Origin of the sequence: Bradyrhizobium sp. AUGA SZCCT0169 (assembly GCF_018130085.1) — a bacterium.
GTDB lineage: Bacteria > Pseudomonadota > Alphaproteobacteria > Rhizobiales > Xanthobacteraceae > Bradyrhizobium.
The window spans coordinates 1-16,308 of record NZ_JAFCMC010000063.1 but is presented as its reverse complement, the minus strand read 5'-3'; the positions used below and the strand labels follow the sequence as shown (position 1 = coordinate 16,308).

Genomic DNA, 16,308 nt, shown 5'->3' with positions numbered 1-16,308 from the left:
CCATGAAGCACGGCCTCGAATACTTCCACGCCGCCGCCGCAGGATGGAGCCTCAGACATGTGTGCATGCCCTAGGGCCTTCGCCGGGACGACGTGGAGAGTTGGTGACCAGCACACCCATGACCATTGAGCCATCACTCCCTATATTGCGCTGACCTCGAATCAGGCAGCCCATGCGCGTTTTCAGCGTTCCCGTATCCGTGCCGCTTCTGCGCACCGTCATATCGGCGTTGGTCGACGGCCGGCTCGTCGACGGATTCGAGGCGCGCCACAATCCACTGAACCTGGCGCAGGCGACGCTCTATCTGCCGACCCGGCGCGCCGGCCGGATGGCGCGGGAAATCTTCCTCGACGAGATGAAGACGGATGCTGCGATCCTGCCGCGCATCGTGGCGCTCGGCGATATCGACGAGGACGAACTGGCGTTCGCCGAAGGCCCCGAACAATTCGGCGGCGTGGCCCGGCTCGACATTCCGCCGCGCCTCGGCGAACTTGAACGCCGGTTGACGCTGGCCCATCTGGTGGCGGCGTGGGCCAAAACGCCGGTCTCCGCGCCGCTGGTGATCGGCGGCCCGGCCTCGACGCTGGCACTGGCGGGCGATCTGGCGCGATTGATGGACGACATGGTCACCCGCGGCGTCGACTGGAATGCGCTCGACAAACTGGTGCCGGACCAGCTCGATCGATACTGGCAGCATTCGCTGGAATTCCTGCGCATCGCGCGCAAGGCGTGGCCGCAGCATTTGCACGAAATCGGACGGATCGAACCGGCGGCGCGACGCGACCTTCTGATCGACGCCGAAGCCGCGCGCCTGACTGCGCACCACAAGGGCCCGGTGATCGCGGCCGGTTCGACCGGATCGATGCCCGCGACCGCAAAATTCCTGAACGTTGTCGCCAGGCTCAAACAGGGCGCGGTGGTGCTGCCGGGGTTAGATACCGATCTCGATGACGCGGCCTGGCAGACCATCGGTGGCGTGCGCGACGCGCAGGGCAAATTCTCCACGCCGCCGGCCTCGAACCATCCGCAATTCGCCATGCAAGGGCTCTTGAACCGGTTCGGTATCAAGCGCCGCGACGTCGAGATTTTGGGCACGCCCGCGCCTGATGGCCGCGACGTGCTGGTTTCCGAGACGATGCGGCCATCGACCGCAACCGAGCAATGGCATGACCGGCTGGAGCAGCCGGATATTGCCGCAAGGATTTCGGGCGGCATGAAAAACCTCGCGGTGGTCGCCGCGCCCAATCCGGAGATGGAGGCGCTGGCGATCGCAGTGGCGATGCGCGAAGCGCGGCATCTGGGCAAATCGGCCGCGCTGGTGACGCCGGACCGTGCGCTGGCGCGACGGGTGATGGCCGCACTCGGCCGCTGGAACCTCGAATTCGACGATTCCAGCGGCGATGCGCTGATGGACACGTCCGCCGGCATCTTTGCCCGGCTGGTGGCAGAGACGGCGGCCAAGGGGCTGGAGCCGCCGACCTTGCTGGCGCTGATGAAGCATCCGCTGTTTCGGCTGGGCGACGCGCATGCTGCGCTGAAGCATGCCATCGAGGTGCTGGAACTGGCGCTGCTGCGCGGCACACGGCCGCCAGCGGGCAGCGGCGGGTTGGCGCGGGACTTTGACCGTTTTCGCACCGAACTCAGGAAGCTCAGGGGTAGCGAGACATCCTCGCTCCACGCTTCCGAGCAACGCGCCAAATTGCGCGACGAAGATCTCGACCAGGCGCAAGCGCTCATTGCTGCTCTCCAGAAAGCGTTGTCACCGCTGGAAAGCATGGCGTCATCGAGAACGTACGATTTCGCTGAACTGGCGCATCGCCACCGTGAGGTGCTGATCGCACTGTCTTCCGATCAGAACGGCGTCGTCATCGTGTTCGAGGGCGCCCAGGGATCGGCGCTGGCCTCGGCTTTTGAAGATCTCCTGGACGAGCAGAAGCCCAGCGGGCTGATGGTGCAGCTCGGCGATTATCCCGAATTGTTCCAGACCGCCTTCGCCGACCGCATGGTGCGGCGGCCGGAATCGGCGAGCGCGCATCTGCACATCTACGGCCAGCTCGAAGCCCGATTGACCGAATCCGATCGCGTCGTTCTGGGCGGGCTGGTCGAAGGCGTCTGGCCGCCGTCACCGCGGATCGATCCGTGGTTGAGCCGGCCGATGCGGCATGAACTCGGCCTCGACCTGCCGGAGCGGCGCATCGGGCTATCGGCGCATGACTTCGCGCAACTGCTCGGCCACACCGACGTGATCCTGACCCATTCGGCGAAAGTCGGCGGCGCGCCGGCGGTGGCCTCGCGCTTCCTGCACCGCCTGGAGGCCGTCGCCGGCGAACAACGCTGGAAGCAAGCCACGCGAGCCGGTGAGGATTACGTCCGCTTCGCCGCCGAACTCGACCGGCCGGCCAAGATTGAGCCGATCCCGCAGCCTGCGCCAAAGCCGCCGCGTGAGACACGCCCATTGAAATTGTCAGTGACGGCGATCGAGGACTGGCTGCGCGATCCCTACACGATCTATGCAAAGTATATTTTGCGGCTCGACCCGCTCGATCCCGTCGACATGCCGCTGTCAGCGGCTGATCGCGGCTCGGCGATCCATGAGGCGCTCGGCGAATTCACCAAGACCTTCGCCGATGCGCTGCCTCCCCAACCTGCGCTCGCGCTACGCGGCATCGGCGAGAAATTCTTTGCGCCGCTGATGGAGCGCCCCGAGGCGCGGGCGCTGTGGTGGCCGCGCTTTCAGCGCATCGCCGCATGGTTCGCGGAATGGGAACTGGCGCGGCGCGATCACATCGCGAGGATCGATGCCGAGATCCGGGGAGAGATCGGGATCCCGCTCGAAAACGCGCGAACTTTCATCCTCTCCGCCCGCGCCGATCGCATCGAGCAGCGCCAGGACGGTCGCTTCGCGATCCTCGACTACAAGACCGGACAGCCGCCGACGGGAAAGCAGGTGCGCATGGGGCTGTCGCCGCAGCTCACGCTCGAAGCCGCGATCCTGCGCGAAGGTGGCTTCAAGGATATCGGTGCCGATTCGTCCGTTGCCGAACTCGCCTATGTCAGGCTCAGCGGCAACAATCCGCCGGGCGAGCACCGTTCGCTGGAGCTGAAGATCAGGAACAACGACACGCCGCAGCCGCCGGACGAGGCGGCGGATTATGCGCGGCTGGAGCTGGAAAAATTGATCCGCAAATTCGAGGACGAGAACCAGGCCTACACCTCGTTGAACCTGTCGATGTGGTCGAACCGCTACGGCGCCTATGACGATCTCGCCCGGATCAAGGAATGGTCCGCAGCCGGTGGATTGGGGATCGAGGAATGGTGAAGGCTCCCCGCGCAATTCCCCCCAATGTGCGCGACACCCAGGCGCGCGCGTCCGATCCGGCGGCGTCCTCGTTCGTGTCGGCCAATGCCGGCTCGGGCAAGACGCATGTGCTGGTGCAGCGCGTGATCCGGCTGCTGCTTGGCGGCGTGGCGCCGGAGAAAATCCTCTGCATCACTTTTACAAAAGCCGCCGCCGCCAATATGGCCGAGCGGGTGTTCTCGACGCTCGGCCATTGGGTGACGCTCGACGATGCTTCGCTGGATGCCGCGATCAGGGAAGCGGGAATTGCGAATCCCAATGCAAAATTGCGAAAGTCGGCGCGGCAGCTCTTTGCTTGCGCGCTGGAGACGCCGGGCGGACTGAAAGTGCAGACCATCCACGCGCTGTGCACGCGGCTGCTGCAGCAGTTCCCGTTCGAGGCCAACGTGCCGGCGCGTTTCGCTGTGCTCGACGACCGCGACCAGAACGAGATGATGGAGCGCGCCAACCTCGCGGTGCTGCTGGAGGCCTCGCACAATCCTGAAAGCGCGACGGGGCGCGCGCTGATGACGGCGATGGCGAGCGCGGCCGACGTTACTTTCAAGGATGTCGTGCGCGAGGCGTGCCTCAGCCGCGATCATTTCATGGCGTGGACGGATCTTGCCGGCAGCGCGCAGGCCGCCGCCGCACAGGTCAACGCGGCGCTTGGCATCGTTCCTGGTGACGGGATCGATGCCGTCGAGCGCGAGATCATCGATGGCCCGAATCTGCCGCGATCGCGCTGGGAAGAGATCGCGACGATCCTGGACACCGGCAGCAAAACCGACCAGGGACAAGCGACGCAGTTTCGCGGGGCGCTGGCTTTTTCCGGCGCGGCGCAGGTGGACGAGTATCTGTCCGTATTCCTCACCGACACCGAGCGCACGCTCCGCAAATCGGTAGTGACAAAGAATTTCGTGCGAGACAATCCGGCCGTTGGCCGTCTGTTCGAATCCGAAATCGTTCGCATCACTCCACTGATCGAGCGCCGTCGCGCCATAATTGCCCGCGACCGCACCGAGGCGCTGCTGCACATCGCAACCGCGGCGGCCGCGAATTACCGCCGCGAGAAGCTGGAACGCGGCCTGCTGGATTATGACGACCTGATCGACAAGACGCTGGGGATGCTCGATCGCGTTTCCTCCGGCTGGGTACACTACAAGCTCGACCGCGGCGTCGATCATGTGCTGATCGACGAGGCGCAGGACACAAGTCCGCGGCAATGGGACATCGTCGCGCACATCATTTCCGAATTCACCTCGGGCGCCGGGGCGCGCGACGGCGTGACGCGCACCGTGTTCGCGGTCGGCGACGAAAAGCAGTCGATCTTTTCGTTCCAGGGCGCAGCTCCCCGCGAATTCGACCTGCGCCGCCGGGCATTGAAGAAGAAATTCGAGGATGCCGGGCTGAAATTCGACCCGGTCTCGTTCAACTATTCATTCCGTTCGGGACCGGCGATCCTGCACTCTGTCGACCACGTCTTCCGCGAGCAGGACATCTACCGCAGCATCCATGCGGTCGATAATGGCTACCCGATCCACTATTCGCTCGAAGACGCAGGTCCCAGCCTGATCGATCTCTGGGAGCTGGCTGTCGCCGACGACAAGCAGGACCTTGAGGGTTGGCGCGCGCCGTTCGACGGCGTCTCGGTAACCAGCCCCGAGGTGAAGCTGGCCCGCCGGATTCAGGCCGAGATCAAATCGCTGGTAGAGAGCGGTACCATGACCGGCAGCAGCGGTAGCCGACGCCCGCTGCGCTATGGCGACATGCTGGTGCTGGTGCGGCGCCGCGGCAACGCGTTCGATGCCGTGATCCAGGCGCTGAAACACGCCAACGTTCCCGTTGCGGGCGCCGACCGGCTGAAGCTGACCGAGCACATCGCGGTCATCGACCTCATGAACCTCGCCGATGCGCTGCTGCTGCCGCAGGACGATCTGGCGTTAGCCGTGGCGCTGAAAAGCCCGCTGTTCGGCCTTAACGACGACGATCTGTTCAAGCTGGCCTGGCAGCGCAGGGGATCGCTGCGCCACGCATTGTCAGCGCACGCGGCGGCGGACGAGCGGTTCACGAGGGCACTGAAGCGGCTCGAACAATGCGAACGCCGCTTCGTGAGCGAAACGCCGTTCGCGTTCTATGCCTGGCTGCTCGGCGGCGATGGCGGCCGTGCGCGCATCCTGCGCAGGCTCGGCCATGAAGCCAATGACGCGCTCGATGAATTTTTGGAACTGGCGGTGAACTATGAGCGCAAGGCACCGGCCTCGCTGCAGGGGTTCATGGCGTGGCTGCGCGCGGCCGATACCGAGGTGAAGCGCGACATGGAAATCTCGCGCGACGAAGTCCGCGTCATGACGGTGCACGGCGCCAAGGGACTTGAGGCCTCCGTCGTGTTCCTGGTCGACACCACGACATCGCCTGCGGATACCCAGCGGTTGAAGCTGATCCATCTGCCGCAGGGCAATGCTGGCCCGCATGGTCCCGGCATCGTGGTCTGGGCCGGACGGAAGGCCGAAGACCCTTCGGCCATCGTCAATGCGCGCGCGGCGATGATCGGCGATACCGAGGATGAATACCGCCGCCTGCTCTATGTCGCAATGACGCGCGCCGCCGACCGGTTGATCGTTGGCGGCTGCATGCCCGGCAACATGAATTCCGTGCGCAAATTTTCCTGGTACGATCTGATCACCAAGGGCCTCGCCACTTCCGAGCTGCAACTCCAGGAAATCCAGACACCGAACGGCGTCGTGAAGCGTTATGCGCGGCCCGATGATGTTGCGCCCGCGGATGGCCCGGCGGCTGAACCTTCACGCCAAACGCCGACCGAGCTGCCATCCTGGCTGCAGCAACTGGCGCCATCAGAGGCGGCCGCCGAAAGCCTGCTGCGCCCGTCCGATCCCGATGACGACGACAGCCATCCGGTCCGGTCAGGCGAATCGATCCTCGCCCGCGCCAGGGCGCTCAAGCGCGGCACGCTGGTGCACCGGTTGCTGCAATCGCTGCCCGATATTGCCGCCGAGCGCCGCCGCGAGGCCGCGCTGTCGTACCTCGCCCGCAACGCCGATGGTTGGACCGAGGACGAACGGCTCACGCTGGCGGAAAAAGCGCTCGCGCTGATCGCGGATGCGCGCTTTGCGCACGCCTTTGCGCCGGGCAGCCAGGCCGAGGTCTCGATCGTGGGCCGGCTCGACCGGCCCGGGCAGCGGCCGGCGCTGGTTTCCGGTCAGATCGACCGGCTGGTGGTGACGGAACGGGAGGTCTTGATCGTCGATTACAAGACTAACCACGCCCCGCCCAAGCTGGTTGCCCAGGCTCCCCGGGGCTATGTCCGCCAGCTCGCGCTCTACCGGGCGGTACTGGCCAAACTTTATCCCCAGCTACCGGTCCGGGCCGCGCTGCTTTGGACCGAAACGCCTGATTTGATGGAGATTTCCGCCCCCGCGCTGGACGCGGCGCTGGCATCCTATCATCTCGACGTGACCGCGCTTGACCCGGCAAGATCGCGTTCATAGGTTTGCCCATATCCTGACGGGCGCGATTCTCATCCGCGCCGCTGTTTCCAACCGAACGAGGTATTCCCATGGCCGTTGGCAAGGTTTCTGACGCCGATTTCGAAGCCGAAGTGCTCAACGCGACCGGGCCGGTGGTCGTGGATTTCTGGGCAGAATGGTGCGGCCCCTGCCGCATGATCGCGCCTGCGCTCGACGAGATTTCCGGCGCGATGGGTGACAAGGTCAAGATCGTGAAGCTGAACGTCGACGAGAGCCCGAAAACGGCCTCGAAATACGGCGTGATGTCGATCCCGACCCTGATGATCTTCAAGGGCGGCGAGATGGCCTCCCGCCAGGTCGGCGCCGCGCCGAAGGCGAAGCTGCAGCAGTGGATCACTGCCGCGGTCTGATCGGTTTCGATTTAACTATTTTTCCGAAGCGGCCGGCTCATCGCCGGCCGTTTGCGTTGAGGTGCTGGCATGTCTCGCGTTTGAAGGGCCATCGCCATTGCCCTCCGCGCACCCGACCGCTACCGCCATCCCCGCGCGCCATGGTGCCCGCTGAAGCTGCTCAAATGAAGCTGGCTTCGCCCAGGCATCGAAAGATGTATGCCCGAATTTCACGATATTGATGCAGCGCACGCGTGCATGGCCGACGGCGATATAGGAACTCGCGCGACAAGCCTCCGTTGAAGGAATAGTTGCTACTTCAGGAGGCATTTATGACGAACCCCAAATCGACCGCCCAGATTGCAGGGCACCCGATTCATCCCATGCTCATTCCATTTCCGGTCGCCTGTTTCGTTCTGGCTTTTGTTTCGGACGTGGCGTTCTGGAGAACTTCGAACGACTTCTGGGCGTCAGCTTCGCTCTGGCTGCTCGGCGTCGGCCTGATCATGGCGGTCCTTGCCGCCATCGTCGGCGTAATCGATCTGATGGGAGACGATCGCATCCGCAATCTCAACGACGCATGGCTGCACGCCGGCGGCAACGTGGTGGCGGTATTGATCGAGCTCTACAACTGGTATTCCCGCTACGAGCACGGATCATCAGCGATTGTCCCGACAGGGCTGGTCCTGTCGCTGGTCGTGGTCCTGATCCTGTTGTTCACGGGATGGAAGGGTTGGGAAATGGTCTATCGGGAGCATGTCGGCGTCGCCGATGAAGCTAACCCGTCGCACACGGCAAGAATGACCTAACGGATCCACCCCGTCGCCAGCGCGCTGGCCGGCTCAAGCTGGCCGTTCTGCCGCGCCAGCGCCGCCATTGCCTCATGGTCGTAGGGCACATGGCGAAACGTCGCGCGCCACGATCCGTCAACCAGTTCGAGGATCGCGTAGCGCGCATCCGGCGTGCCGGCTTCGATCACATGCGGGAACGGATGGGTGTCGCGATAGCCGGGCGAGCCGACGCTGCCGGGATTGACGATTCTGCGCCCATCGCCAAGCCGGACGGTGCGCGCGACATGGGTGTGGGCGCAGAGGATCAGCGGCTGCGTGATTCCTTCGGCTTGCTTCTCGATCGCATCGAGCGAGGCCATGCAAACGGTGCCGTCGGGAAGCACGGTCTCCAGCCAATAGACCTCGTCATGCACCGGCGTCGCGTGGCAGAGAAACACCTGGTCGCAATAGACGCGCGTCGGCCGGCAGCGCGCGCAGCCAATCGAGATGCGACTTGTCTAGTTGCGCATGGGCCGGCCGGTCCCAGGAACCCATCTCCAGCGGCCGGTCTATCAGGTATCGGTCATGGTTGCCGAGCACGTGCACGGCATCGAGCGCGATCAAGGCATCCATCGTGCGCCGCGCGTCGAGCGGGCCGCTCGCCATGTCGCCGAGATTGACGATCTCTTTGATACCCTGCGCGCGGATGTCGGCGATGACAGCTTCCAGCGCGAGATAATTTCCGTGCACATCGGCAATCGCGGCAAAGCGCATGGTCTTTCCAGTCCAGTCGAGGTCTACGTGCCCCGGATCGGCCCCGGCTCTGCGGAGCGGCGTTACACGCTGCACCGCGTCCGGGACACGAGGGTGTTATGCAGGCGGCGTGCCATTGCGCGCCAGCACGTGGCCCGCGAGGTAGAGCGATCCGGTGATCAGGATGCGCGGCGGCACTTCGTAAGCAAGTTTCGACAGCGCCTGAAGCGCGGCTTCGACGCTGGCGGCGTTCTCCACGCGCATGCCCAGCGCACGGGCGGCATCCGCCAGCCGGTCCGGCGGCATCGACGCCGCCATGGCCATCGAGCTCGCATTGTCGCGACCGGGAATTGGCACCGCCATGATATGGCGCGTCAGCCCGGCGAAATTGGCGAGGAACGCGTCGGCGTCCTTGTTGGCCATCATGCCTGTTATGACGACCAGCGGCCGCGACACCCGCTCCTCCAGATCGCCCAGCGCAGCTGCGGCGACGCGCCCGCCTTCGGCATTGTGCCCGCCATCGAGCCAGACCTCGCAGCCCTGAGGGCCCTGCTCGACCAGCGCACCGGAAACCAGCCGCTGCATCCGCGCCGGCCATTCGGCGTTGACGATGCCGGCCTCGAAATGGGGCATGCCGATCTTGAACGCGTCGAGCGCACGCAAGGTCGCGATCGCAAGCCCGGCATTGTCGAACTGATGCCGGCCGAACAGTTTTGGCGCCACCAGATCCATCAGGCCGCGATCGTCCTGATAGACCAGCCGGCCGCGCTCGACGCTGACATGCCATTGCTGGCCGGCCGCATGCAGCGGCGCGCGCATGCGGCGCGCCTGCGCCTCGATCACATCAAGCGCTTCCGGCGCCTGCTCGGCACAAATCACCGGCGCAGTACGCTTGATGATGGCGGCTTTCTCACCGGCAATCTCGGTCAGCGAATTACCGAGGAATTCCGTATGATCCATGCTGACCGGCGCTATCACGCACGCGAGCGGCGCGTCGATCACATTGGTGGCGTCCAGCCGTCCGCCGAGGCCGACTTCCAGCAGCACGACATCGGCCGGATGCTGTGCAAACAGACAAAACGCCGCCGCGGTCTCGATCTCGAAAATCGTGATCGGATCGCCCGCGTTGGCGCGCTCGCAATGCCCGAGCACGGCGCACAATTCATCGTCATCGACCAGCACGCCACCACCGCTGCGGCCAAGACGAAAACATTCGTTGAGCCGCACCAGATAGGGCGAGGTGTAGACGTGAACGCGCAGGCCGGCGGCTTCCAGGATCGCGCGCAGATAGGCAATGGTGGAACCCTTGCCGTTGGTGCCGGCGACGTGGATCACCGGTGGCAGCTTGCTTTCAGGGTGGTCGAGCCGCGCCAGCAGGGCCTGCATGCGATCGAGGCTGAGATCGATGCGGCTGGGATGGAGCGTCGACAGCTGCGCGATCAATTCGTCGAGCGAGGGCTGCGGTCTGGCGGCGGGTGCGTTCACGCGTGCGGTGCAGCCGGCACCGCTTCCGGCGCCGAGACGATCTGGGCCGGGTCGGTGACCTGCGGCACGGCTTTCGACGCAACATCAGGCGCCGGCGACTTCGTCAGCAGCCGGCACAGCCGCGCCAGGGTGGGGCGCATTTCGTGGCGGTGCACCACCATGTCGACCATGCCATGGTCGCGCAGATATTCGGCGCGCTGGAAACCTTCCGGCAGTTTCTCGCGGATGGTCTGTTCGATGACGCGGGCGCCGGCGAATCCGATCAGCGCACCGGGCTCGGCGATCTGCACGTCGCCCAGCATGGCGTAGGATGCTGTGACACCACCGGTGGTCGGGTTGGTCAGCACGACGATGTAGGGCAGTTTTGCTTCGCGCAGCATCTGCACGCCGACGGTGGTGCGCGGCATCTGCATCAGCGACAAAATGCCTTCCTGCATCCGCGCGCCGCCGGAGGCCGCGAACACGATGAACGGCGATTTCTTTTCGACCGCGAGCTCGAGCCCACGCACGATCGCTTCGCCTGCGGCCATGCCGAGCGAACCGCCCATGAAATCGAAATCCTGCACGGCCACGACGACGCCGGCGCCTTCGAGCTTGCCGTAGCCGACCTTGATGGCGTCGTTCAATCCGGTCTTGGCGCGGGCATCCTTGATGCGGTCGGCATATTTACGCTCGTCGCGAAACTTCAGCGGATCGGCGGTCACGTCAGGCAGCGCGATGTCGTACCAGGTCTCGTTGTCGAAGATCGACTTCAGCCGCGCCACCGCGCCCATGCGCATGTGATAGTTCGAGCCGGGAATGACGAACTGGTTGGCCTCGACGTCCTTGTAGAAAACGAGCTGCCCGGAATCCGGGCACTTGATCCACAGATTCTCCGGCGTCTCGCGGCGCAGGATGCTGCGGATCTTCGGCCGGACGACGTTGGTGAGCCAATTCATGTTTCGCTCCGAAATGCGGTTGGACGCATCGACTTTATATTCTGACGCGTTTTCTTCACGCGAACCGGAAGTCCACTTCGCTCGAAAACGCTACGCTCGAATATATGGCGGCCCGGGTTCAGCCCGGCAAGCCGCATATAACGCCTAGTTGCACGCAATTATGGCTTATTCCGCAGCCTGTTTGGCTCCCCGGACGCCCTGCGCCAGGGCGGTAACGAGATCGGCAACGGCGGCGACCGATTTACCGGTTGCCCGCCCCTCGGCGTCGAGAGTGCCGCGCAAAGCATCGACCAGCGCGGTGCCGACCACCGCTCCGTTGGCCCGCTCGGCGATTGCACGTGCGGCATCCGGGGTGCGAATGCCGAAGCCGACGCAAACCGGCAGCCTGGTGTGCCGCTTGATCCGGGCCACCGCTTCCCCCACCACGTTGGAATCCGCACTCGCGCTGCCGGTGATGCCCGTGATCGAGACGTAATAGACGAAGCCGGAGGTGTTCGCGAGCACCGCCGGCAGCCGTTTGTCGTCGGTGGTCGGCGTCGCGAGACGAATGAAATTAAGACCGGCCTTCATCGCCGGCAGGCATAGTTCGTCGTCTTCTTCCGGCGGCAGATCGACAATGATCAGACCATCGACGCCGGCGGTCTTTGCGTCGGCGAGAAACTTGTCGACGCCATAGACGTAGATCGGATTGTAGTATCCCATCAGCACCAGCGGCGTGACGTCATCGTCCTTACGAAAGTCACGCACCATCCCCAGCGTCTTCTTCAGGGTCATGCCGGCCTTCAGCGCGCGCAACCCCGCCGCCTGGATCGACGGCCCATCTGCCATCGGATCGGTAAAGGGCACGCCGAGCTCGATGATGTCAGCGCCCGCCTTCGGCAGCGCCTTGATGATCTCGAGCGAGGTCGTCGGATCGGGATCGCCCGCCATCACGTAGGTAACGAAGGCCGAGCGGCCTTGCTTGGCGAGCTCGGTAAACCGCGCGTCGATACGGGTACTCACTTCTTCTCACCCTTCAAGATTTCGGCGACCTGCGGGATGTCCTTGTCGCCGCGGCCCGAGAGATTGACGACCATCAAGTGATCCCTCGACCGCTTCGGCGCGAGCTCCACGACCTTGGCGATGGCGTGTGCCGATTCCAGCGCGGGGATGATGCCTTCCAGCCGCGACAGCAATTGGAACGCGGCGAGCGCCTCGTCGTCGGTGGCGCTGAGATAGGTGACCCGGCCGTTTTCATAGAGCCAGGAATGCTCCGGCCCGATGCCGGGATAATCCAGTCCCGCCGAGATCGAATGCGCGTCCTGGATCTGGCCGTCATCGTCCATCAACAAATAGGTGCGGTTGCCATGCAGCACGCCGGCCCGGCCGCCGGCGATCGAGGCCGCATGCAGCTGGGTCAGGCCATGGCCCGCGGCCTCGACGCCGAAAATCTCGACCGAGGGATCGTCGAGGAACGGATGAAACAGCCCCATCGCATTGGAGCCGCCGCCGATGCAGGCGACCAGCGAATCCGGCAGCCGGCCCTCGGCCTCCTGCATCTGCTCGCGGGTTTCGTCGCCGATCACGCACTGGAAATCGCGCACCATCATCGGATAGGGATGCGGCCCCGCGATCGTGCCGATGCAGTAGAAGGTGTTGTGCACGTTGGTGACCCAGTCGCGCAGCGCCTCGTTCATCGCGTCCTTCAACGTGCGCGTCCCTGATTGGACCGGGATCACCTTGGCGCCGAGCATTTCCATGCGGAACACGTTGGGCGCCTGACGCGCGACGTCGACCGCGCCCATATAGACGATGCATTCCAGCCCGAACCGCGCACACAGCGTCGCAGTAGCGACGCCGTGCTGGCCCGCGCCAGTCTCGGCGATGATGCGCTTCTTGCCCATCCGGCGCGCGACCATGATCTGGCCGAGCACGTTGTTGACCTTGTGCGAGCCGGTGTGGTTGAGCTCCTCGCGCTTGAAATAGACTTTTGCGCCGCCGAGATGCTCGGTTAGGCGCTCGGCGAAGTACAGCGGCGACGGCCGGCCGACATAGTGCTTGAGAAAGCCCTTCATTTCCGCAGCGAACGACGGATCGGCCTTGGCCGCGGCGTAGGCCTTCTCCAGATCCAGGATCAGCGGCATCAGCGTTTCGGCGACAAAACGTCCGCCGAAGTTGCCGAAATGCCCGCGCTCGTCGGGGCCGGTGCGGAAGGAGTTTGGCAGGGAGTTTGGCTGACCTGGATTCATCGGACCATCAATTCTTCGGTGGCGCGCGCGGCGCGGATAAAATCGCGGATCAAGTCGGGATCCTTGACGCCGGGCGAACGCTCAACACCCGAGGACACATCGACGCCGCCCGCGCGCGTGACGCGAACGGCTTCGGCAATGTTGGCAGCGTGAAGCCCGCCCGAGACCATGAACGGCAGTTCGAGATCGAGCTTCTCAAGCAGGTGCCAGTCGAACACGGCCCCTAACCCGCCAGGGCGGGTGGCTTCCTTCGGCGCACGGGCATCAAACAGGATGCGGTCGGCGACCGCAGCATAGCCCGCGAGCGGCACCAGATCGGCCGTGGTCTCGACCGGTAGCGCCTTCATCAGCGGCAGACCGAATTTCGCCTTGATGTCGCGCAGCCGCGCGGTGGTTTCCTTGCCGTGCAATTGCAACATGTCCGGCCGGAGAGTCTCGACGATATTCTCGAGCGTCGCGTCGTCGGCATCGACCGTGAGCGCCACCTTGACGGCGCGGCCCTTGGCCTGCTTGCCGAGTTCCCGTGCGCTCTCAAGGCCGAGGTGGCGCGGCGACGGGGGGAAGAACACGAACCCGACCATATCAGCGCCGGCCCCGAGCGCGACGTCGAGCGTCTCGCGCGTGGACAGGCCGCAAATTTTGACGAGCAGGGACATGGTCTCTCGGGCGCGGCTTTCAAGCCGCCAAGCGCGGGTTGGAACGGGGCTGTTTGGGCGGGTTCTACAACGTCGCGCCCTGCTTGTCTCGCCCGGCGGCCCCGTAAATGCCGCGCGGCGCCGGTGCGGCAAGCTGCGGCACGCCGCCCCGGGAGACCGCCGCCGCGGCGCGCAGATCGGCTATTTCCGACCGCGCCCGCCGGGCCTCGGCCTCGTGCTGGCGTGCGGCGCGGCGCCAGCGGCGCTGGCGGAACCAGGTCGCCATGCCGCCCGCCGCGACCCCCAAGATTGCTACCACAATGATCACGACGAACAGCGGCATCGACACCGCGACCGCCGGATTGACGGAATCGAACGGATCGAACGATACCGTCACCGAATGACGGTTGGCGACCGCAAAGACGATGAAGATGACACCTAGGGGAATGACGACCAGCGCCGAGAAGAATTTTCGCATGACCATCTCTCGCAGTGCGGACTCTCGAAGCAGCTGATATCGGCGGGCACGTGTCCCGCAACGCGGCACCCGATCGTCAGAACCCGGTGGGGTCCTTTACGTGACGCGCTTCTTCACGCGAACCGGGGTCCACTTCGCCTGAAAACGCTATGGTTACGCGCCGGCCTCGGGCGAACCGCCCTCGCGGTTCAGCCGCTCACGCATTTCCTTGCCCGTCTTGAAAAACGGGACGCTCTTCTGATCGACCGGCACATGCGCGCCGGTGCGCGGATTGCGTCCTGCGCGGGCTGGACGATGCTTGACCGAGAACGCGCCGAAACCGCGGAGCTCGACACGGTCGCCGCGCGCCAGGGCAGCGACGATCTCATCGAGAATCGCGTTCACAATGTTCTCCACATCCCGCTGATAAAGATGCGGGTTGTGCTCGGCGATGCGCTGAACAAGTTCGGATTTGATCATCGAGACTGGGGTCCACTGTCGTGCGGACTTCCATTTCCGTGAAAATGCCTTGAACTGTCAAGACGCTAAATCGATTTAGAGCGACGCGAAATGACGTGACAAATGGCCCGGAAAGGGATTGTCGCAACACCCGCAATGCGGGAGGACCGCGCCAAACCTCGCCTGCGCGGCTTCAATTAGAGGCCGCGGGCCGCCACAGTGCCAGCATACCGTCCAGTGCCAGCTGGTCGACAGCTCCTGTGACACCAGCCTGCTCGACCTGACGCGCGATCACGCTCAGGCCGAGTGCATCGAAGCTGACGGACGCGACTGCGCGCAGGAAAGTCATGTCGCCGAACCGCGGGGTCAGCTTGAAATCGCGCACCGGCAGATCGCTCTTGATCTTCTTCTCGGCGACCAGCCATGCCACCGCGGTTTTCTCGTCGCCGAGCTGATCGACCAGCTTCAGCTCGACCGCCTGGCGGCCGGTGAACACGCGTCCGTCCGCGACTTTTTCGAGCAACGCCTCGTCCATGCCGCGCCGCGCCTTCACGAGACCGCGGAACCAGGCGTAAGAGTCCTTCACCAGCGCGTCGAGCGCCGCCCGCGCCTCGGGGCTGGTTGGCTCAAAGCCGTTCGGTGCCGCCTTGAGCGGCGAGGATTTCACTTCCTCGACCTTGACGCCGACGGTCTTCATCAACTCGGTGAAATTCGGAAATTGAAACAGTACGCCGATCGAGCCGACCAATGAACTCTGCTGGGCGATGATGTGATCGGCCGCAAGCGCCCCGATGTAACCGCCCGAGGCGGCCAACCCTTCGACCACCACGACCAGCGGCTTCTTGGCCTTCAGCCGCGTCAGCGCATCGTAAAGCTGCTCGGAGCCGGCGGTGGTGCCACCCGGCGAATTGATGTGCACGATGACGGCGGCGGCCGACGATTTCTCCAGCCGCTCCAGCGCCTCGACGCGTTGCTGATCACTGCGAATGAGGCCCTCGATATTGACGCGGGCAATCGAGCCGGACACCGCCAGCTGGGAGCGGCCGGCGGGTGTCGCGAGCACACCGACGACAACGACCGCGGCAAGCACGACCACGGCCGCCACCAGGCGCCAGAAAGTCAGCTTGCGGCGTATCCTGCGGCGATCGACGATCACGTCCGAATCGAGCGACATCGAAATTCTCCTGAGGTCAGCAGCGCGTTTTGCCTTCGCAGCGTCACCAGCACGTTATCCAATTACATCAATTGCGATGCAATATGAAGAAAACAAGGCCCGGTTTGTCGTCCCGGCGAAGGCCCTAGGGCATGCACACATGTCTGAGGCTCCATCCTGCGGCGGCGGCGTGGAAGTATTCGAGGCCGTGCTTCATGG

At 64.5% G+C, this 16,308-nt stretch carries 12 protein-coding genes and 1 pseudogene; 4 read left to right on the top strand and 9 right to left on the bottom strand.

Features of this window, described 5'->3' with window-relative positions; genetic code table 11:
• Window positions 1-172: 172 nt before the first annotated feature.
• The 4 genes from addB (at window position 173) to JQ609_RS34380 (ending at window position 8,020) form a co-directional block, all read left to right on the top strand.
• Window positions 173-3,319 (top strand): double-strand break repair protein AddB, encoded by a 3,147-nt coding sequence (addB, locus tag JQ609_RS34395; protein WP_212277050.1) that lies wholly within the window; start codon window positions 173-175, stop codon window positions 3,317-3,319.
• Window positions 3,313-6,843 carry a double-strand break repair helicase AddA gene (gene addA / locus JQ609_RS34390; protein WP_212277048.1) on the top strand — a complete coding sequence of 1,177 codons (3,531 nt, stop codon included), beginning with the start codon at window positions 3,313-3,315 and terminating at the stop codon, window positions 6,841-6,843. Before addB ends, addA begins: the two co-directional genes overlap by 7 nt.
• A 68-nt stretch (window positions 6,844-6,911) precedes the next feature.
• A complete protein-coding gene (gene trxA, locus JQ609_RS34385; RefSeq protein WP_192736238.1) occupies window positions 6,912-7,232 on the top strand; it encodes a thioredoxin in 321 nt (106 codons plus the stop codon).
• Between the two features lie 311 nt (window positions 7,233-7,543).
• Window positions 7,544-8,020 (top strand): DUF2231 domain-containing protein, encoded by a 477-nt coding sequence (locus JQ609_RS34380; protein ID WP_212277046.1) that lies wholly within the window; start codon window positions 7,544-7,546, stop codon window positions 8,018-8,020.
• On the opposite strand, the pseudogene JQ609_RS34375 reads toward JQ609_RS34380, so the two are convergent.
• The 9 genes and pseudogenes from JQ609_RS34375 to sppA form a co-directional block, all read right to left on the bottom strand.
• Window positions 8,017-8,755, bottom strand: a pseudogene (locus JQ609_RS34375) (metallophosphoesterase family protein). The gene JQ609_RS34380 and the pseudogene JQ609_RS34375 sit on opposite strands and share 4 nt — an antisense overlap.
• Window positions 8,756-8,851: 96 nt before the next feature.
• On the bottom strand, window positions 8,852-10,219 hold the full coding sequence (locus JQ609_RS34370) for a folylpolyglutamate synthase/dihydrofolate synthase family protein (protein ID WP_212277044.1): 1,368 nt from the start codon (window positions 10,217-10,219) through the stop codon (window positions 8,852-8,854).
• Window positions 10,216-11,157: an acetyl-CoA carboxylase, carboxyltransferase subunit beta gene (gene accD, locus JQ609_RS34365; RefSeq protein ID WP_192736235.1), complete on the bottom strand. Its 942-nt coding sequence runs from the start codon at window positions 11,155-11,157 to the stop codon at window positions 10,216-10,218. Before accD ends, JQ609_RS34370 begins: the two co-directional genes overlap by 4 nt.
• A gap of 165 nt (window positions 11,158-11,322) precedes the next feature.
• Window positions 11,323-12,159 carry a tryptophan synthase subunit alpha gene (gene trpA / locus JQ609_RS34360; protein ID WP_212277042.1) on the bottom strand — a complete coding sequence of 279 codons (837 nt, stop codon included), beginning with the start codon at window positions 12,157-12,159 and terminating at the stop codon, window positions 11,323-11,325.
• Window positions 12,156-13,385, bottom strand: coding sequence for a tryptophan synthase subunit beta (gene trpB / locus JQ609_RS34355; protein ID WP_212277040.1), 1,230 nt, complete (start codon window positions 13,383-13,385; stop codon window positions 12,156-12,158). The genes trpA and trpB overlap by 4 nt, the downstream gene beginning before the upstream one ends.
• A complete protein-coding gene (locus tag JQ609_RS34350) occupies window positions 13,382-14,041 on the bottom strand; it encodes a phosphoribosylanthranilate isomerase (protein ID WP_212277038.1) in 660 nt (219 codons plus the stop codon). Before JQ609_RS34350 ends, trpB begins: the two co-directional genes overlap by 4 nt.
• 64 nt (window positions 14,042-14,105) lie before the next feature.
• Complete coding sequence (locus JQ609_RS34345; RefSeq protein ID WP_212210030.1) at window positions 14,106-14,498, bottom strand: lipopolysaccharide assembly protein LapA domain-containing protein; 393 nt, start codon at window positions 14,496-14,498, stop codon at window positions 14,106-14,108.
• A gap of 153 nt (window positions 14,499-14,651) precedes the next feature.
• A complete protein-coding gene (locus JQ609_RS34340; RefSeq protein WP_192736230.1) occupies window positions 14,652-14,957 on the bottom strand; it encodes an integration host factor subunit beta in 306 nt (101 codons plus the stop codon).
• A gap of 172 nt (window positions 14,958-15,129) precedes the next feature.
• Complete coding sequence (gene sppA / locus JQ609_RS34335; RefSeq protein ID WP_212210031.1) at window positions 15,130-16,110, bottom strand: signal peptide peptidase SppA; 981 nt, start codon at window positions 16,108-16,110, stop codon at window positions 15,130-15,132.
• Window positions 16,111-16,308 lie beyond the last annotated feature (198 nt).

Bases quoted from the DNA above. Each gene is read 5' to 3' on its own strand.
- accD (WP_192736235.1), bottom strand. From the start codon at position 11,157: ATGAATTGGCTCACCAACGTCGTCCGGCCGAAGATCCGCAGCATCCTG.
- trpB (WP_212277040.1), bottom strand. From the start codon at position 13,385: ATGAATCCAGGTCAGCCAAACTCCCTGCCAAACTCCTTCCGCACCGGC.
- JQ609_RS34345 (WP_212210030.1), bottom strand. From the start codon at position 14,498: ATGCGAAAATTCTTCTCGGCGCTGGTCGTCATTCCCCTAGGTGTCATC.
- addA (WP_212277048.1), top strand. From the start codon at position 3,313: ATGGTGAAGGCTCCCCGCGCAATTCCCCCCAATGTGCGCGACACCCAG.
- trxA (WP_192736238.1), top strand. From the start codon at position 6,912: ATGGCCGTTGGCAAGGTTTCTGACGCCGATTTCGAAGCCGAAGTGCTC.
- addB (WP_212277050.1), top strand. From the start codon at position 173: ATGCGCGTTTTCAGCGTTCCCGTATCCGTGCCGCTTCTGCGCACCGTC.
- JQ609_RS34350 (WP_212277038.1), bottom strand. From the start codon at position 14,041: ATGTCCCTGCTCGTCAAAATTTGCGGCCTGTCCACGCGCGAGACGCTC.
- sppA (WP_212210031.1), bottom strand. From the start codon at position 16,110: ATGTCGCTCGATTCGGACGTGATCGTCGATCGCCGCAGGATACGCCGC.
- JQ609_RS34340 (WP_192736230.1), bottom strand. From the start codon at position 14,957: ATGATCAAATCCGAACTTGTTCAGCGCATCGCCGAGCACAACCCGCAT.
- JQ609_RS34380 (WP_212277046.1), top strand. From the start codon at position 7,544: ATGACGAACCCCAAATCGACCGCCCAGATTGCAGGGCACCCGATTCAT.